We start from the raw sequence: 15,475 nt of genomic DNA, 5'->3' as shown, positions 1-15,475 counted from the left end.
CCCAGACGGAGAGCAACTTTTCCGCGCCCGAGCACATTGTCTCGATGACCTCGCCCACCGACGCGTCGTCGTCGATCATCCCGACGCCCTGGCCGGCGTCGACGGGGGCGATCCGGCGGTCGTCGGCGGTGATCGAGGCGGCCAGCTCCTCGCGGGCCGGCTGATTTGCCGCGAGCGCGTCCTCCCTACCCGTCCAGCGCTCGACGAAGTCGTTGGCCAGCACCCGCGACGGGAACCGCTCCGGCCAGGGACGGCCCTGGGCGACATCGAAGACCCGGGTGATCGTGGTGTCGGTTGCCCGCGCCGCGATCAGGGCCCGACGGCTGCCGTCGCCGGTCAGCGCCTCCGGACACGCCGCCAGGCGGGTGCCGACCCATGCTCCGCCGGCGCCGGCGGCCAGTACCGCGGCCAGGCTGCGCGGCGAAGCAATTCCACCGCCCGCGAGCACCGGCACCGACACGACGTCCAAAACGGTGTCCAGCAACGGCAGCGTGCCGAGCCGCACGTCGCCGTGACCGCCGCCTTCCGACCCGCGCGCGACCAGGACGTCGACGCCGGCGTCCACCGCCCGACGGGCTCCCACGCTGTCGTATACCTGTGTGGCGGTGACGATTCCGGCGTCGTGGGCCTTGCTGACCCAGGACCAGTCGGTGCCGAAGCTGACCGACAACAGGACCGGACGCGCGGCCAGGGCGTCTTCTAGCAACCCCGCCTCGTTGCGCATCACCCAGTCCACCAGGCCGATTCCGAATGTTTCGCTGACGTGCTGCAACTGGGTCTCCAGCGCCGCCCTGCTCCCGGCGCTGCCCATGCCGACCATGCCCAGGCCGCCGGCTGCGGTGACCGCGGCGGCCAGCCGACCGCCCGCCACCCCACCCATCGGCGCGTTGACGATCGGTACCCGCAGGCCCAAACTCCTTGACCAGGGCGTGGATAGCATGTCCGGCCCGGCTACGAGGGGGATGCCCCGGGGATGCTCTTCAGCACGGTCAGCATGACCACCGAATCCTCCACCGCGTGCAGGGCGTGGCGCTCGTGGGGTATGGCGACGTAGTCGCCGGTCTTGCCGTCCCAGGCGTCGGCGCCGGTGGTCAGACGCACGTGACCCTGCAGCACCTGCAGCGTCGCCTCGCCCGGGCTGTCGTGTTCGGACAAGTCGTGGCCGGCCAGCAGCGCCAGCACGGTCTGGCGCAGTTCGTGGGTCTGACCACCGTGAATGGTGTGCGCGGCCCGTCCGCTGTGCGACTGCTGCGCCTCGGCCAACTTTGCCAACATTTCAGCGGCAAGGCTGGTAAGCGAAACGGATTCCATCGGCGATTCCTTTTGGTCTGTGGGCCGGTCTGTGGCTGGTCTCTGGGCGGGTCAGCCGGCAAGTAGCAGTATCCCCGCCACAAGCAACGCAATCGCTTTGACCGCCTCCAAACCGACATACGCGTAGTGACCGCGGGAGCGGGGCGCGTCGAGCCCGGCGAGCACCTGGTCGGACCGTCGGGTCAACCGGGGACGCACCGCGAGCAGCTGGACGGCCAGTGCGGCGAAGGCCACGGAATACGCCGCGGTGATCAGCACCGGCATCGGACCTGCCACCACGATCGCCAGGATGACCAGGGCGAAGCCGACCTCCACGGTGTTCAGCGCGCGGAAGACCAGGCGGCCGATGCCTAGCCCGATTTGAAGCGTCACGTTGGGCGCCCGAAATTTCAGCGGGGCTTCCAGAAAAGAGATGGCCAGGACCATGCCCAGCCAGACGAAGGTGAGGGCGACGGCGATCGCCGGCCCCGTACTCACCCGGTGATTCCCTCTGCCGCTCCCCGTGCCCTCAGGTGGGCCACACACAGATCCGGTTCGACGAATGCCTCGAGCCGGTCGATCGTGACGGCCGCCCCCCAGGCTTCCATCGCACCTTGCATCAGCCCGAGGTGTATCGGGCACACGACGGCAGTCCGGGTTTCGGCGAGTTCCAGGAACGGGCAGTGTCGCAGGCCGATCTGCTGGTCGCCGTTGGCGGCGCGGCGCTCGGGCGCGAACCCGAGCTCGTCGAGCACCTCGACCAGGCGGTCGATCGACTCCTCGGCACCGGTGTCACCGTCCGATGGCGATTCCATTTTGAGACCCCACGCCCGTCCCGCGGCCAGCGCTTTGTTACCCGAATTCCGTTCGGCCGCAAGGGCTGTGCTGAGGATCCCGGCGAGCATCCGGTAGTGTCGCGTTCCGCCACGATCCATCTGCCGGACCGCCTGGAACATCAACGGCGGGCGCCCGGGCCCTTTGCGGCCCGGCGCCACCTGCTCCACCTGGCCGTCGCCGACGAGGACGTCGAGGTGGAAGCGGACGGTGTTGGGATGCACGCCCAGCGCGTCGGCGATCGCCAGTATGCTCATCGGGTTCGCCGACGCCCGCAGCAGGCGCAGCACCTCACGGCGGCGGCCGGCGGATTCTCCGATCGGGATGATCTCGCTCACGCTCCTAGTGCATTGTCGGTCCGCGGAACCGATCTTGGCCGCCCCGCCCGGCGATCCCGACGGCTCGTCCCGACCCGGCGGCAGGTTTGGGTAAAGAACGCCTCATTATCAGCCAGCTGGGGCGTGAGCGCGTCGGGAAGGTCGTCTTCGTAGTAGATCGCCTCGAACGGACATACGGGGTTCGCACGCCCCGCAGTCCACGCATTCGTCCGGGTGGATGTACAGCGCCCGCCCAACCTCGTCAATGCAGTCGACCGGACACTCGTCCATCACATAGGTCACGCGCTTGAGTTTACACAAGCCTGATCGTGAAAACGATAGGAGGCGATCGAGTCCATGGCCAACTAAGGCGTTCTCGGCGCGCTGCGATTCGCCAAGTACCTGCTCGTTCAACGCGACGCCCGCAGACGGGTACTCGCGATGCGCGCTACATTCCGCAAGCAGCGCGAGCAGTTGGCCTCGGTCGCGATCGTCGCGACGAAGCCGGGTTAGGCGGACCGGCTCACCGACGTCGCTTAAGTGCCCGTTGGGCGCGATCGATGCTTTCGTCGATCAGGCGGTCGACAGCGCCGAAATAGGTTGCCGACGGCGCTTTCCCGACCAGTTCGGCGATGGCGCGTTGCTCGCCGAGAACATCTGTTCGACTGAGGTTTTCGACCATTACGTCGGGATGTACCTGCAGCCCGACCAGCAGTTCGCCGCACTGGGAACCTGCGACCACGGTCCGCCGGGCCAGCGTCCGCAGGGTGTCCCATTCGGCATGCCATGTGCCATCGGGGCGTTCGTCGTTGGCCAGCGCGGCGGCGGTGTGCAGGGTCGCGGCCAGTTGCGGCGCCGACATGGCGGCGCGCCGGATCAGAATGCACAGCACCGGATTGCGCTTGTGCGGCATCGAGGAGGATCCGCCCCGCTTTGCGGCAATGGGCTCACTGAGTTCGGCGATCTCCGGGCGGGCCAGGGTGACGACATCCGAGGCGATCCGGCCCCAGCAGTCGGTACATGTCACGAAGGCGTCCGCGGCCGCGGTGACCGGCGTCCGCGTCGTGTGCCACGGCGCTCTGGCGTGTAATCCCAACGCGGTTGCGGTGCTTTGGATTACGTCTTCGGAAAGTCCCGCCGGATCTGCCGCGCCCGTCATCAGTGTCGCCAACTCTGTGGTGGCGGAACGTGTTCCGACGGCGCCGCCGATCTGGATAGGGGTTTCGAGCGCGCTGAGCCGCTCCAAGGCGTCGACGACACCGTTCAACCAGCCGGCCGCCTTGGCGCCGAATGTGGTCGGCGCCGCGTGTTGGGTGAGGGTACGCGCCACCATGGGCGTGGCTCGGTGGGTTGCCGCGAGCGCCGACAGCGTTGAAACCTGTTCGCCGAGCTGCACTCTCAGGTGGTTGACGACGGCGCGTACGCCCAACATCAAGCTGGTGTCGACAACGTCCTGGCTGGTGAGTCCTCGATGGACCCACGCGGAGATCGCCGGGACGCTCCGCTCGCGCAGCAGCGCGACCAACCCGATGACCGGGTTGCCGCCGTCCTCGGCGGTCAGTGCGAGCTGCTCGCAATCGTGCTCACCCACCAACTGCCAGAGGTCAACAACGGCACAATCGACGGGCGCCAGGCCGGCCGCGGACAGGGCCCGCAACCATGCCGACTCGACCGCAACCATCGACCGCAGCAGCGCCTGATCCGTCATGTGCTCCCCGGCGCGGTGGTCTCCGGGCCACAACAGGTTGGTCATCGCCGATCGTCCCGGTAGGTCAGGAACACGGTCTCGTTAGGGCCCTGCAGACGAATGTCGAAGCGATAACCTGGCCGGCCCGAGGCACTTTCGGCGGCACATACCAAAGTGGTGCGCCGCCTGGCGTCGACGCCGGCCAGCAGCGGATCGGCGTCCAGGGCGCCGTCGGGCAGGTAGGCGCGGGTGAATAGCCGGTTCAACAGCCCCCGCGCGAACACGGTGATCGCAAAAAACGGCGGCCCGGAGCCCACCACACCGGGTGTCACCGTGGTGAACGCGTACCGCCCCTTCGCGTCGGTGGCCGCTCGGCCGAACCCGGTGAAGCCGGCAGAACCGTCGCGCCGCAACGAGCCGGCCGCGCGCGGGATCCGACCGGCACCGTCGGGCTGCCAGAGTTCGACCAGCGCATCCGGGACCCCGTTGCCGGCGCCGTCGTACACCCTGCCGTGTAACCGGACGGCGTCCGCGTCGGCCTGACCCACCAAGCCCACCAAATCGCTGCCGCCGGGATACGGCAATCCGAGGCCGAAGAAGGGCCCCACGGTTTGCCCTGGGGTGCAAGCCAATTCCGTCATACTTCGGTCCAGGTTCGGCTGGGGCCGGACAGCACGATGTCCCACCGGTAGCCGGTCGCGTACTCCGGCTCGGTGAGGTCGTGGTCGTAGCGGGCGATCAGTCGTTGGCGCGCGGCGGGATCGACGATCGATTGGAAGATGGGATCCAGATCGAACATCGGGTCACCCGGAAAGTACATCTGGGTGACCAGCCGTTGCGTGAAAGTGGTTCCGAAGACCGAGAAGTGGATGTGCGCCGGCCGCCATGCGTTGTGATGATTGCGCCACGGATAGGGGCCCGGCTTGACGGTCAGAAAGCGGTAGGTGCCGTCGGGTCCGGTCAGGCAGCGGCCGGCGCCGGTGAAGTTCGGGTCGAGCGGAGCCGGGTGCTGGTCGAGCTGGTGGCGATAGCGACCAGCGGCGTTGGCCTGCCAGATCTCGATCAGCTGGCCCGCTACCGGCCGACCGGATTCGTCGAGCACCCGACCGGTCACGATGACGCGCTCCCCGATCGGCTCGCCCCGGTGGCCGGCCGTCAGGTCGGCGTCGAGCGGGTCGACGTCCTGGTAGCCGAAGCACGGTGCCCAGCGTTCGACCTCCTCGGGGTCGACGCTCACCAGCGGGTTTTTCGGATGACGCAGGGCGCTGCTGCGATAGGGCGGGTAATCGAGCCGCGGCTGCACTTCACGTCCGACGCCGCCACCCGTGCGTTGGTATTCGGCTGCGACGGCTGCGATCTCCGCCGTGATCTCACCTTGCGACGCGACGCGCCCCGGTGCGGCCCTCACGAGGCGTGAGGATACCCCCTGCCAGTTTGCGTTCGGCGGACGAAACGGTAGCTTCGGCGCTGTGATTACCGGGGCCTTCCTCGCCGAATCGGCTTCCGTGGTGAATAACAAACTCAGCGTGTCGGGCGGCGTGCTGTCCGGATTTCAGGTCGGACCGGACCGAGTAGTCAAGTTCGTGCTGGTGCTGCTGACGCAGAGCGAGACTGACAGTCCGGTCCGCAGGGTTGACGTCGAGATCATGCCGCCCACGGATGCCGAGCCGCTGACCGTCGAGTACGAGCTGCCAGAAGCAGCGGCCGGTGGCGAAATCGGATTCGCTTTTTTCAACGTCGAGGTACGGCTGCCTACCGATGGCCGTTGGGTGTTCGTGGTCACCTGCGGCGCCGGAGTGACGTCGCTTCCCCTACAGGTGACCAGCTGAGGTCCTGAGGTCTTGGCGCGCTGACCTTGCTACAGAGCGCGCACCAGCGTCGCGCGGCCTTTGGTCCGCAGTTTGTGCAGGGTGGAGACGCGCAATTGCTCCATGCGGGCGGCCATCTTGTCGCCCAGCTCCTCGAGTTCCGCGTCGCTGATCTTCACCTCGGGGGGAGCGGGAATCAGGTCGCGTTCCTCTTCGTCCGCGTGCGCCTCCAGGACGGTCTTGAAGGAGTTCCACTCCTGCTCATACCCGGGCGCGCCCTGCGGGGTTTTCAGCAGCACCGAAAGCTGGTCGACCACTTGGCGATGCTCGGCGTGCGCGATCGCGATCAGCTTGCTGGCCGTCCCCAGGGCCGGGTAGTACAGGTCGTCTTCGATGCGAAAGTGGATGTCGAGTTCCATCAGCATCTCGTCGAAAAGGGCATGCCGCTCTTCACTGTTCAACGGCGCTTCGCTGACTTTGCGGCCCAGCCCCTTGATCACGATGTGGTGTTCCTTGAGCACGTCGTAGGCGTTCACTACGCTCCTCCCTGTCCGATCCCGACTGCGCCGCCGAGCGGCGCATGCTGCCCGCTGGAGGGTGCGCCACGCACCTCGACCATTCCGTCGACCAACCGGGCCTCGTAGCACGGCAGCGGAGCCGCCGCCGGCCCGCGCAGCACCTCCCCCGACTCGGCCTCGAACCACGAACCGTGCCATGGGCACACGATCCGGCCGCGATCGACCCAGCCGTCGGCCATCGGGGCCGCCAGGTGCGGGCAGAACTCACCGAACGCCGACACCTCCCCGGGTTTGGTCTGGCATACCACCAGCCCCATGCCGTCGACCTCGACCCGCACCGGCTTTCCGTTCAGCGAGCTCGCGGGAAGCACCGGCGTCCACTGCTTGGTGCGCAACCGGGCCCCCGACTGGTCGATTCCGACACCGGACTCGAAGACCAACGCCCCGCCCAGGTAGCTGCCGGCCAGGGTGATGCCGTAGCCTAGCGCGGTGAGCGCGATGCCGCGGCGGTGGCGGCCTTGGCGCCGGTCCCACCAGGACGCCGCGTACAGCCCGGTCGCCACCAGGTTGACGACGCCGTGCACCAGCCCTACGCGGCGGTCCTCCTCGTGGGTGTGCTGCCAATCGGTGACGCCGGTGGCGGCAGAGGCGACGCTCGCGAGGATCCCCAACCCAAGGGACCGAGACGCAAACCGCGACGCGTCGAGGACCTCGGTGGCGGGCCGGCCCGGCAGCACGCTCAGGGCGTCCAGGGCCACCGTCGTGCCGAGCGCTCCACTGGTCAGCGACGCCAGCGCCGGATGCGCCGGATGCCCCAGCCACACGCCGTTCAGCGCATTGGTGACACTGTTGCGCGCACCCCCCAGCGCGTTGTAGGCGAAGCTGAGCACGTGCTCCAGCCGATAGCTCGGCCGATCCAGCCATTCCTGACGCCCGATGGCGGACAACACTCGCGGCCCAAGCTTCCGCAATCGACCATCCCCTGACCGATCAGCCATCACACCAGTCCTTCCTGCACCGCAGCCTGAGGCGAATGCGGCGAATTCTGCGATTACCCCTCGGTTAAATCGCGCTCACCTGCGCTCGCTCACCTGCGCCATGGGCCCGACGTGACCACGGTAACCGCGGCGCAGGGACCATCTTTGGGAGCGAGCTGTGAATTTGCACAAAGGCCACTGTGGAAATTATGGAATGGGTGGCGATTCTACTAGTCAGAAGTTAGTTCTGTATAGCAGAATACAACTGTGGGTCCCGTAACGGAGCTTTTCCAGAACGTGCGGCGGGGAATGATCCCCGCGCACATCTACAACGACGACGAGCTATTCGCGCGCGAGAAGGAGCGGCTGTTCAGCCGGGCGTGGATGTTCGTGGGCCACGAATCGGAGATCCCGCAGGACGGCGACTACGTCGTGCGCCGGGTGCTCGACGATTCGTTCATCATCACCCGCGATTCGGAGGGCACCATCCGGGCGATGTTCAACATGTGCCTGCACCGGGGAATGCAGGTGTGCCGCGCGGAAATGGGCAACGCCTCCAACTTCCGCTGCCCCTATCACGGCTGGTCTTACCGCAACGACGGCCGGCTCACCGGCCTTCCGTTCCACCGCGAAGCCTACGGAGGTGACGAGGGGTTGCCGAAGGACGGCCAAACCTTGCTGCCCGCACCGAATTTCGCGAGCTACAACGGTCTGCTGTTCATCAACATGGACCCGAATGCCGAGCCGCTGCAGGATTTCCTCGGCGACTTCAAGTTCTATCTGGACTTCTACACCAAGCAGAGCACCCACGGCGTGGAGCTGCGGGGGCCGCAGCGCTGGCGGATCAAGGCGAACTGGAAGATCGGCGCCGAGAATTTCGCGGGCGACATGTACCACACGCCGCACACCCACGCGTCGATCGTCGACATCGGCCTGTTCCGCGAGCCGAAAGCGCAAAAGCGCAAGGACGGCGCCACCTACTGGGCGCACCGCGGGGGCGGCACGACCTACAAGCTTCCGCCGGGCAGCTTCGAGGAGCGGATGCGCTACGTCGGCTACCCCGATGAGATGATCGCCCGGATCAAAGACGTCTGGACGCCGCGGCAGCAGCGAGTGGTCGGCGAAGACGGGTTCATGATCTCGGCCGCCACCTGCTTTCCGAACCTGAGCTTTGTGCACAACTGGCCCCGTATACGAGATCGAGTGCACGACCGGGACGACGAAGTCCTGCCGTTCATCTCGATTCGCCTGTGGCAGCCGATCAGTGCGAACGAAACCGAGGTGTGTTCGTGGTTCGCCGTTGACTCCGCCGCACCCGCGCAGTACAAGAAAGACTCGTACAAGGCCTATTTGATGTGCTTCGGGTCGACCGGCATGTTCGAACAAGACGACGTGGAGAACTGGGTGTCGTTGACCACCACCGCCGGCGGTTCGATGGCGCGACGGCTGCTGCTGAACAGCCGGATGGGCCTGCTCTGGAACGACCGTCCGGTCACCGAGGCGCTACCGCCCGACTCGTTCCACGGGCCGGGCCGCGCGCAAGTCGGCTACAACGAGTACAACCAGCGCGAGCTGCTCAAGTTGTGGGCCGACCACGTGGAGCTGCCGGCATGAGCGCGCCCTTCATGAGAAAACCATTGCCGTCACTGCCTTTCAATGACACTCGCCACCTGCAGGCGCATCAGTTCCTGGTCGACGAGGCCTACCTGCTGGACGCCCAGCAGTACGAACTGTGGCTGGACACGTTGACAGACGACATCCGCTACGTCATGCCGGTGCGCGTCACCACCGCACGCGGCGCCGGCTTCGACACAATGCCGGGAAGGGGCCCGGGGATGGCCCACTTCGACGAGGACAAGTACTCGCTGAGCCAGCGGGTCGCGCGGTTCGCCACCGAACACGCCTGGACCGAGGACCCACCGTCGCGGCTGCGCCACTTCATCACGAACGTCCGCACATTCGCCAGCGACGATGACGCGCATCTAGAAGTCGAATCAGCCGAGTTGCTGTTCCGCAGCCGCGGCGACGTCAACGAGAGCGCCTTGGTGTCCTGCGGCCGTGCGGACGTGCTGCGCAGATGTGGCAGTTCATGGAAGTTGGCCCACCGCAAGATCATTGCCGACGAGGCGGTGCTGCGCATGCAGAACCTGGCGGTGTTCCTATGAGCCCCGAGCTGGAACGGTTGCTGCAAGGCGCCGTGGGCGAAACCCTCACCTTCGCAAACGAATTCGCTGAAGTACAGGTGCACCGGGTGGATACCCGCAACGGATCACGGCTGCTGATCACCGCGCCCCACACCGGGCAGTGGATCAGCCTGGACGCGCTCGAGGTCGACGCACTGACCCGCCAGAACACCCGTACGCTGACGGCAATGGTCGGCAATTCGTACGGTCCGCTGCTGCCCAATGAACCCGACCCCGAAACATATCCTGTAGAACCGGAACCATGACCGATTGGCTGCACGGCAAGAGCACCCTGGTCGTGGGTGGCGGATCCGGCATCGGGCGGGCCGTCGTCGATGCCTTTCGCGCCGAAGGCGCCAGAATCACTGTGCTGGAACGTGACCGGGGCAAGTGCGACAAGCTGCGCGGGGAGTTGCCGGGTGTCCCGGTGGTCGAAGGCGATGCGATCACCCGTGCGGCCAACGAACACGCGGTCAATGTCGCGGTGGATTCCTACGGTGGTCTCGACACCCTGGTCAACTGCGTCGGGGTCTTCGACTTCTACCAGGGCGTCAACGACATCAAAGCCGACGATCTGGCCACCGCGTTCGACGAGATGTTTCGCACCAACGTGCTGAGCCATCTGCAATCGGTCAAGGCCGCGGTTCCGTGGCTGCGGGCCGGCACCGGATCCTCGATCGTGCTGACCGAATCCGCGTCGTCGTACTATCCCGGACGCGGCGGCGTGCTCTACGTGTCGTCGAAGTTCGCCGTGCGCGGGCTGGTGGCCGCGCTGGCGCACGAGCTGGCGCCCCAGATTCGGGTCAATGGGGTGGCGCCGGGGGGCACGCTCAACACCGATCTGCGCGGCCTTGCCAGCCTGGGGCTCGACGAGGCACGTCTCGACGACACGCCCAACAGGGCACGCGATATGGCTGCGCGCACCCCGCTGGGCGTCGCGCTCAGCGGCGAAGACCACGCGTGGGCTTTCGTCTTCCTAGCCTCCGACCGGTCCCGCGGGATCACCGGCGAGACCATCCACCCCGACGGAGGATTCGGTATCGGCACAACCAAAGTCGAGCACCGATGACCGGCCGGCTCGACGAGCAGCGCGCCCTGGTCGCGCAAGGCTGCCGGGTCGCCGCCGCGCGCGGCCTGGTGGACGGCATCCTGGGTCACCTGAGTCTGCGTGTCGACGACGACCACCTGCTCATCCGCTGCCGTAGTGACACCGACACGGGGGTTGCCTTCACCCGTCCCAGCGACATCCGGCTCATCGCGTTCGACGGCAGCGCGGGCGCCGACGGTGAACTCGACGGCTATCGCATACCCAACGAATTGCCCATCCACGTCGAGACCATGGCGGCCAACCCGGACCACCGGGCCGTCGCGCATCTGCACCCTCCCGCCGTGGTTGCCGCGGATCTGGCCGGGATCACGATCCGGCCTATCTACGGGGCCTACGACATTCCCGGCGCCTGGCTCGCGCGCCGCGGCGTGCCGGTCTACGAGCGCGCCGTGCTGATCCGGAACTCCGCGCTGGGCAAGGAAATGGTGGCGGCGATGCGCGGGCGGCCGGTGGTGATTTGCCGCGGACACGGAATCACCAGCGCAGCCAACACTATTCAGCAGGCGGTGCTGCAGGCGATCAGCCTCGACGCGCTGGCGCGCATGTCGCTGCGGGTGCGCTCGGCCGGCGGCACCCTGCGCGACATCGACGAAGCCGACTGGGACGACCTGCCGGACTTGGGGCCCGCCTTCACCGCCGACGCGGCCTGGCGGCACGAGCTGGCGCGTCTCGATCAGCCGAGTTGACTACGTTCTAGTGGAAAGTCACAAGTTGATATCCGTCAGCGACACTCGACAGACGTGCCGCGATTGCGGTGACAACCGGCCTACGCTTCGAAGTATCTGCCCCAATTTCGTTCTGGGCTTCCCGAATTGGCACCGTAAACGTAGGAGTACACACGTGAGCGAACTGGACCGGCGGCGGTTCCTGGTCGCGGTAGCCGCGACGGTGGCGGTCACGGTGGTCTCGGAGGTCTCGGAGTACGCCGCCGGCGGCTCCACGGAGACGGTGGCGCGCGGCGATGTTCCCAGATCCGCGCCGAGCCCGGCCGCGCCAGTCCTGTCGCCGTTGTTGCCGCCGCCCGAACGCGGATCACGTGTGGAGCTGCCCGGCGGCGGAGTACTGAACAAGCTTCCCGGCAACGGTGATCTCTTGGCATGGACCGTCGATGACGGTGCCAGCACCGATGTGGTGCGGCTTTACACACAATTCGCCAAGGACACCGGCGTCCGGCTCACCTATTTCGTCACCGGCGCCTATCGCTCGTGGACTGACAATGCCGACATAATTCGACCACTGGTCGAATCCCGGCAGATTCAGCTGGGCAACCACACGTGGACGCATCCGGACTTGACCAAGCTGTCGAAAAGCCAAATCGCCGATGAGCTTAGTCGCACTGACGTGTTCCTGCGGAATACGTATGGTGTGGATGCCACCCCGTACTTTCGGCCGCCGTATGGCCATCACGATGCTTTGGTCGACGCGGTGGCCGCCGACCTGGGCTACCAGGTGCCCACGCTGTGGTCCGGCGACCTACGCGATTCTGCACTGCTTTCCGAAGACCAAATTGTCACGATGGCGTACCAGGCCTTCACCGCGCAGAACATCGTGATCGGCCATCTGAATCACCCACCGATCACCCATGTTTACGGGCAGCTTGTAGACATCATACGATCACGCAGGTTGCGCACCGTGACGCTAAACGACGTCTTCCTACAACCGGAGACCTCGCACCGGACATTGGGATCCGCCGTGTGAGGCGGTGTCTCAGCCGAATTGATCGCCAATCTCCTTGGCCGCCTTGACAAGTGCGGCGGCCACCGCGGGGTACTGAGAGCTGTTCAGCCGGTCGCGGGGAGCCGCGGCGTTGAGCGCAAGCCGCAGACCCGGAGCCCGGGTCGGTATCGGAACCGCAACGGAGGCAACGCCTTCCTCGCTCTCCTCGCGATTGACCGCGTAGCCCCGTCCACGGATGGCCGAAAGCTCGGCCTCCAATTCGGTGCGGCTGCCGATCGACTGCGCGGTGATGCGCGCAAGCTGCTCGTCCGGCAGCAGTTGATGCAACTCCGGCTGCGACAACTGGGCCAGCATGACCTTGCCCGTCGAGGTGCAGTGCGCCGGCATCGTGCGTCCCAACCGGGAGGCGACCCGGACCGCGGCTGGGCCCTCCACCGCGGCGACGAAACGGACGCTGGCGCCGTCGAGCATCCCGACGTGAATCGATTCGCGCAGGCGTTCGCTGAGGCTGCGCATGACCGGCAGGGCGGTCGCGGCGACATCGATGCGGCCGAATATCGCGAACGCCACGCTGGTTAGCGCCGGACCGGGCAGGTACGCCTTCGACACCGGGTCCTGCCGGACGAACCCGCGATAGTTCAGCATCGCCAGCAGCCGGTGCGCGGTGGACGACGCCACACCCAAATAGTGGGTTGCCTCGCTCAACCGGATCTGCGGCTGCTCGCCCAGCAGCAACAGCAGCTTGAGCGCATTGTCGACGGACTCGATCGGATACTGCGGCGCAAGCGAATCGGCGACCGCCTCTGGTGCGGCCCGCTGCCTCTTTGTCGCCATGCCAGTGACGGTACCGCCGAGGCGGGCCGACGACCCGGGCTACCCGGACTGGCCGTTGCGGCCCGGCGCCGCACCGGTGCGGTTGCCGAGCAGCGGATGCCCCAGCAGCGCCTGGGCGGGCGCGTTCACCGCACCCAACGCCTCCTGCATCAGCGACGCGTTCTCGGCCTCGGCAGCCGTGTACGAACCCGCGCCCGAGCGCAGCGCCTCCACGATTTGGTCGTGTAACTCTGTCAGCTCGGCGCCCAAAGACTGATACCCGAGCCCGTGCGAGCTGAAAACCGCCACGAGAGCCGCCGACACGGCATCCGCGGCAACCGCCTCAATTCCCGCGGTCGGAGCCGCCGCCGCCGCATTAGCCGCAGCGAGCGCAGACCCGATCCCCGCCAAGTCCCCCGCCGCCGCCGTCAGCGCTTCGGGCACCGCATTCACAAATGACATGTGCAACCTCTCTTTGGGTCACCGTCATCCGTGACGACGGGGCACACGCGAATATCGAATTTCGACGGGCCGGTGTTACACGCTCGGGAGTCGGCTCGGGAGTCGGCAACGCCCGGCCCGCCCCGCCCCAGCCGTCGCAGTGCTCAAATACCCTGCGCAACTTGATTTTTTGCCCACCGGTAGTCGGCCTTGCCGGACGGTGAACGCTGCACCCGGTCGCAGAAGATGACGTCTTTGGGCAGTTTGTAGCGCGCGATGTGACGGGCGGCCTCGGCGATGATGCTCTCGGCGTCAACGCGCTGACCGTCGGTGAGCTGAACGATCGCGACGACCTCGTTTCCCCACCTAACGCTGGGCCGGCCTGTCACGACAACGTCGTAGACCGCGGGATGCTCGGCAATGGCGGCCTCGACCTCTTCGGCGAAGATCTTCTCGCCGCCGGAGTTGATGGTCACGGAATCCCGGCCCAGCAGCTCGATCTGGCCGTCGGCGTCCCAGCGCGCGCGGTCCCCCGGAACCGAATGCCGGATCCCTTCGACGACCGGGAACGTCCGCGCGGTCTTCTCCGGATCACCGAGGTAGCCGAGCGGGATCAGGCCCTGCTGGGCCAGCCAGCCGATCTCCTCGTCGCCGGGCGACAGGATCCGGGTCATGTCGGCACTGACCACCACCGCCCCCGGGTTCGGGGCGAACCGGCCAGACGCCCTCTGCAAGCGGCCGGAGAACTGACCCATCTGCGCCCCGGACTCCGACGACCCGCCGGTGTCCAGGATCGTCAGGTGGGGCAGCAGCTCGACGAATCGCTGCTTGACGGGCGCGCTGAGCGCCGCCCCGCCGGTGACCAGCACCAGCAGCCCGGACAGGTCGTACTCGCCGGACTCGAGCGCGTCGACCAGAGGCCGGCCGAAGGCATCGCCGACGATGGACAGCGAAACGACGCGTTCCCGGCTGGCCAGCGCCCACACTTCCGCCGGATCGAAGTGGGTGGTCGTCGGCGCCATCACGAACGGCCGTCCGGCGCACAGGTTGATGAACGCCGCCCACTGCGCCGCGCCGTGCATGAGCGGTGCCGCCGTCATCGAACCCGGCCCCTCGGGCCGCGATCGCTCGACGATCTCGTGCAGGCTGGTCACCGCCTCGCTGGTGCCGAAGGTCCGCCCGCCCATCGCGTTGAGATAGATGTCGTTCTGGCGCCACAGCACCGCCTTGGGCATCCCGGTGGTACCGCCGGTGTAGAGCACATAGAGGTCGTCCGGCGACGGCACGACGTGAAGCGACTCGTCGGACACCTTGGACGCGGAAGCCAACAGGTCCTCGTAGCGCACCGCACCCGGCAGCGGATTGTTTCCCGAGTGATCGTCGACGTGGATCAGCCGCATCGGCGGCAGCTGCTGCAACGCCAGGGCCAGCGTCGGCGCGAACCGGGCGTGGTACATGAGCGCGTCCGCACCGGCATTGTCCAGCAGGTACACGAGTTCGTCGGCGACGTAACGGTAGTTGACGTTGAACGGGGCGACCCGGGCTTTGTAGGCGCCCAGCATGGCTTCGAGGAACTCGTTGCAGTTCGCCATGTACAACCCGAGATGGCTTTGACCCGATTCGTAGGGCGCCAGCTCGGAGCGCTCCCGGTGCGCGCCAAACCCCCACGCGTGCAGCGCCCGGGCGAATCGGCGGGCACGCTCGTCGGTCCGCGCGAAACTGGATCGCCGATCTCCGAACACGATGCAGTCCCGGTCGGGGTTGGCCGCCGCCACCGCCGCGAAAACTTGCGCGAGGTTGAACTCCACTCGCCCTCCTCTAG

The 15,475-nt window shown here is 66.9% G+C and carries 19 protein-coding genes and 1 pseudogene; 7 read left to right on the top strand and 13 right to left on the bottom strand.

The window, feature by feature from the left end; all coding sequences use genetic code 11:
• The 8 genes and pseudogenes from ACLP9N_RS09480 to pcaH all read right to left on the bottom strand — a co-directional run.
• Positions 1–940: NAD(P)H-dependent flavin oxidoreductase (locus ACLP9N_RS09480; protein ID WP_442407160.1), on the bottom strand; the 940-nt coding region annotated here is incomplete at its 3' end.
• Positions 941–951: 11 nt separating this feature from the next.
• The gene (locus ACLP9N_RS09475) at positions 952–1,311 is read right to left on the bottom strand and encodes a cupin domain-containing protein (protein ID WP_442407159.1); all 360 of its coding nucleotides are present in this window, start codon (positions 1,309–1,311) and stop codon (positions 952–954) included.
• A 51-nt stretch (positions 1,312–1,362) separates the two neighbouring features.
• Positions 1,363–1,788, bottom strand: a complete 426-nt coding sequence (locus ACLP9N_RS09470; protein WP_442407158.1) for a hypothetical protein — start codon at positions 1,786–1,788, stop codon at positions 1,363–1,365.
• A complete protein-coding gene (locus ACLP9N_RS09465) occupies positions 1,785–2,462 on the bottom strand; it encodes a helix-turn-helix transcriptional regulator (protein ID WP_442407167.1) in 678 nt (225 codons plus the stop codon). The genes ACLP9N_RS09470 and ACLP9N_RS09465 overlap by 4 nt, the downstream gene beginning before the upstream one ends.
• Positions 2,463–2,489: 27 nt before the next feature.
• Positions 2,490–2,732, bottom strand: a pseudogene (locus ACLP9N_RS09460) (indolepyruvate ferredoxin oxidoreductase subunit alpha); the annotation flags it as partial.
• Positions 2,733–2,964: 232 nt separating this feature from the next.
• Complete coding sequence (locus ACLP9N_RS09455) at positions 2,965–4,194, bottom strand: lyase family protein (protein WP_442407157.1); 1,230 nt, start codon at positions 4,192–4,194, stop codon at positions 2,965–2,967.
• The gene (gene pcaG, locus ACLP9N_RS09450) at positions 4,191–4,769 is read right to left on the bottom strand and encodes a protocatechuate 3,4-dioxygenase subunit alpha (RefSeq protein WP_442407156.1); all 579 of its coding nucleotides are present in this window, start codon (positions 4,767–4,769) and stop codon (positions 4,191–4,193) included. Before pcaG ends, ACLP9N_RS09455 begins: the two co-directional genes overlap by 4 nt.
• Positions 4,766–5,536, bottom strand: a complete 771-nt coding sequence (gene pcaH, locus ACLP9N_RS09445; RefSeq protein ID WP_442407155.1) for a protocatechuate 3,4-dioxygenase subunit beta — start codon at positions 5,534–5,536, stop codon at positions 4,766–4,768. The genes pcaG and pcaH overlap by 4 nt, the downstream gene beginning before the upstream one ends.
• A gap of 61 nt (positions 5,537–5,597) precedes the next feature.
• On the opposite strand from pcaH, the gene ACLP9N_RS09440 reads away from it, so the two are divergent.
• Positions 5,598–5,957: a hypothetical protein gene (locus tag ACLP9N_RS09440; protein WP_442407154.1), complete on the top strand. Its 360-nt coding sequence runs from the start codon at positions 5,598–5,600 to the stop codon at positions 5,955–5,957.
• A gap of 29 nt (positions 5,958–5,986) precedes the next feature.
• Here the strand turns inward: ACLP9N_RS09440 and ACLP9N_RS09435 are convergent, their stop codons facing one another.
• Complete coding sequence (locus tag ACLP9N_RS09435; RefSeq protein WP_442407153.1) at positions 5,987–6,472, bottom strand: hemerythrin domain-containing protein; 486 nt, start codon at positions 6,470–6,472, stop codon at positions 5,987–5,989.
• The gene (locus ACLP9N_RS09430; protein ID WP_442407152.1) at positions 6,472–7,452 is read right to left on the bottom strand and encodes a Rieske 2Fe-2S domain-containing protein; all 981 of its coding nucleotides are present in this window, start codon (positions 7,450–7,452) and stop codon (positions 6,472–6,474) included. The genes ACLP9N_RS09435 and ACLP9N_RS09430 overlap by 1 nt, the downstream gene beginning before the upstream one ends.
• A gap of 288 nt (positions 7,453–7,740) precedes the next feature.
• Here ACLP9N_RS09430 and ACLP9N_RS09425 point away from each other — a divergent pair, with 288 nt between their 5' ends.
• From ACLP9N_RS09425 to ACLP9N_RS09400, 6 genes are all read left to right on the top strand, one after another.
• Positions 7,741–9,045, top strand: coding sequence for a Rieske 2Fe-2S domain-containing protein (locus tag ACLP9N_RS09425; RefSeq protein ID WP_442407166.1), 1,305 nt, complete (start codon positions 7,741–7,743; stop codon positions 9,043–9,045).
• Between the two features lie 11 nt (positions 9,046–9,056).
• Positions 9,057–9,596: a 3-phenylpropionate/cinnamic acid dioxygenase subunit beta gene (locus ACLP9N_RS09420; protein WP_442407165.1), complete on the top strand. Its 540-nt coding sequence runs from the start codon at positions 9,057–9,059 to the stop codon at positions 9,594–9,596.
• Positions 9,593–9,880, top strand: a complete 288-nt coding sequence (locus ACLP9N_RS09415; protein ID WP_442407151.1) for a dihydrodiol dehydrogenase — start codon at positions 9,593–9,595, stop codon at positions 9,878–9,880. The genes ACLP9N_RS09420 and ACLP9N_RS09415 overlap by 4 nt, the downstream gene beginning before the upstream one ends.
• The gene (hcaB, locus tag ACLP9N_RS09410) at positions 9,877–10,683 is read left to right on the top strand and encodes a 3-(cis-5,6-dihydroxycyclohexa-1,3-dien-1-yl)propanoate dehydrogenase (protein ID WP_442407150.1); all 807 of its coding nucleotides are present in this window, start codon (positions 9,877–9,879) and stop codon (positions 10,681–10,683) included. Before ACLP9N_RS09415 ends, hcaB begins: the two co-directional genes overlap by 4 nt.
• Positions 10,680–11,408 carry a class II aldolase/adducin family protein gene (locus ACLP9N_RS09405; RefSeq protein WP_442407149.1) on the top strand — a complete coding sequence of 243 codons (729 nt, stop codon included), beginning with the start codon at positions 10,680–10,682 and terminating at the stop codon, positions 11,406–11,408. The genes hcaB and ACLP9N_RS09405 overlap by 4 nt, the downstream gene beginning before the upstream one ends.
• Positions 11,409–11,571: 163 nt before the next feature.
• Complete coding sequence (locus ACLP9N_RS09400) at positions 11,572–12,420, top strand: polysaccharide deacetylase family protein (protein WP_442407164.1); 849 nt, start codon at positions 11,572–11,574, stop codon at positions 12,418–12,420.
• Between the two features lie 9 nt (positions 12,421–12,429).
• On the opposite strand, the gene ACLP9N_RS09395 is transcribed toward ACLP9N_RS09400, so the two are convergent.
• From ACLP9N_RS09395 to ACLP9N_RS09385, 3 genes are all read right to left on the bottom strand, one after another.
• Positions 12,430–13,233: an IclR family transcriptional regulator gene (locus tag ACLP9N_RS09395; RefSeq protein ID WP_442407148.1), complete on the bottom strand. Its 804-nt coding sequence runs from the start codon at positions 13,231–13,233 to the stop codon at positions 12,430–12,432.
• Between the two features lie 39 nt (positions 13,234–13,272).
• Entirely contained in the window at positions 13,273–13,674 is a 402-nt protein-coding gene (locus ACLP9N_RS09390) for a PE family protein (protein WP_442407147.1), read from the bottom strand.
• 143 nt (positions 13,675–13,817) lie between these two features.
• The gene (locus ACLP9N_RS09385; protein WP_442407146.1) at positions 13,818–15,461 is read right to left on the bottom strand and encodes an acyl-CoA synthetase; all 1,644 of its coding nucleotides are present in this window, start codon (positions 15,459–15,461) and stop codon (positions 13,818–13,820) included.
• Between the last annotated feature and the right edge of the window lie 14 nt (positions 15,462–15,475).

Origin of the sequence: Mycobacterium sp. (assembly GCF_052144515.1) — a bacterium.
In the GTDB taxonomy this organism is placed as follows: Bacteria; Actinomycetota; Actinomycetes; order Mycobacteriales; family Mycobacteriaceae; genus Mycobacterium.
This window is presented reverse-complemented; position numbering and strand designations above follow the sequence as displayed.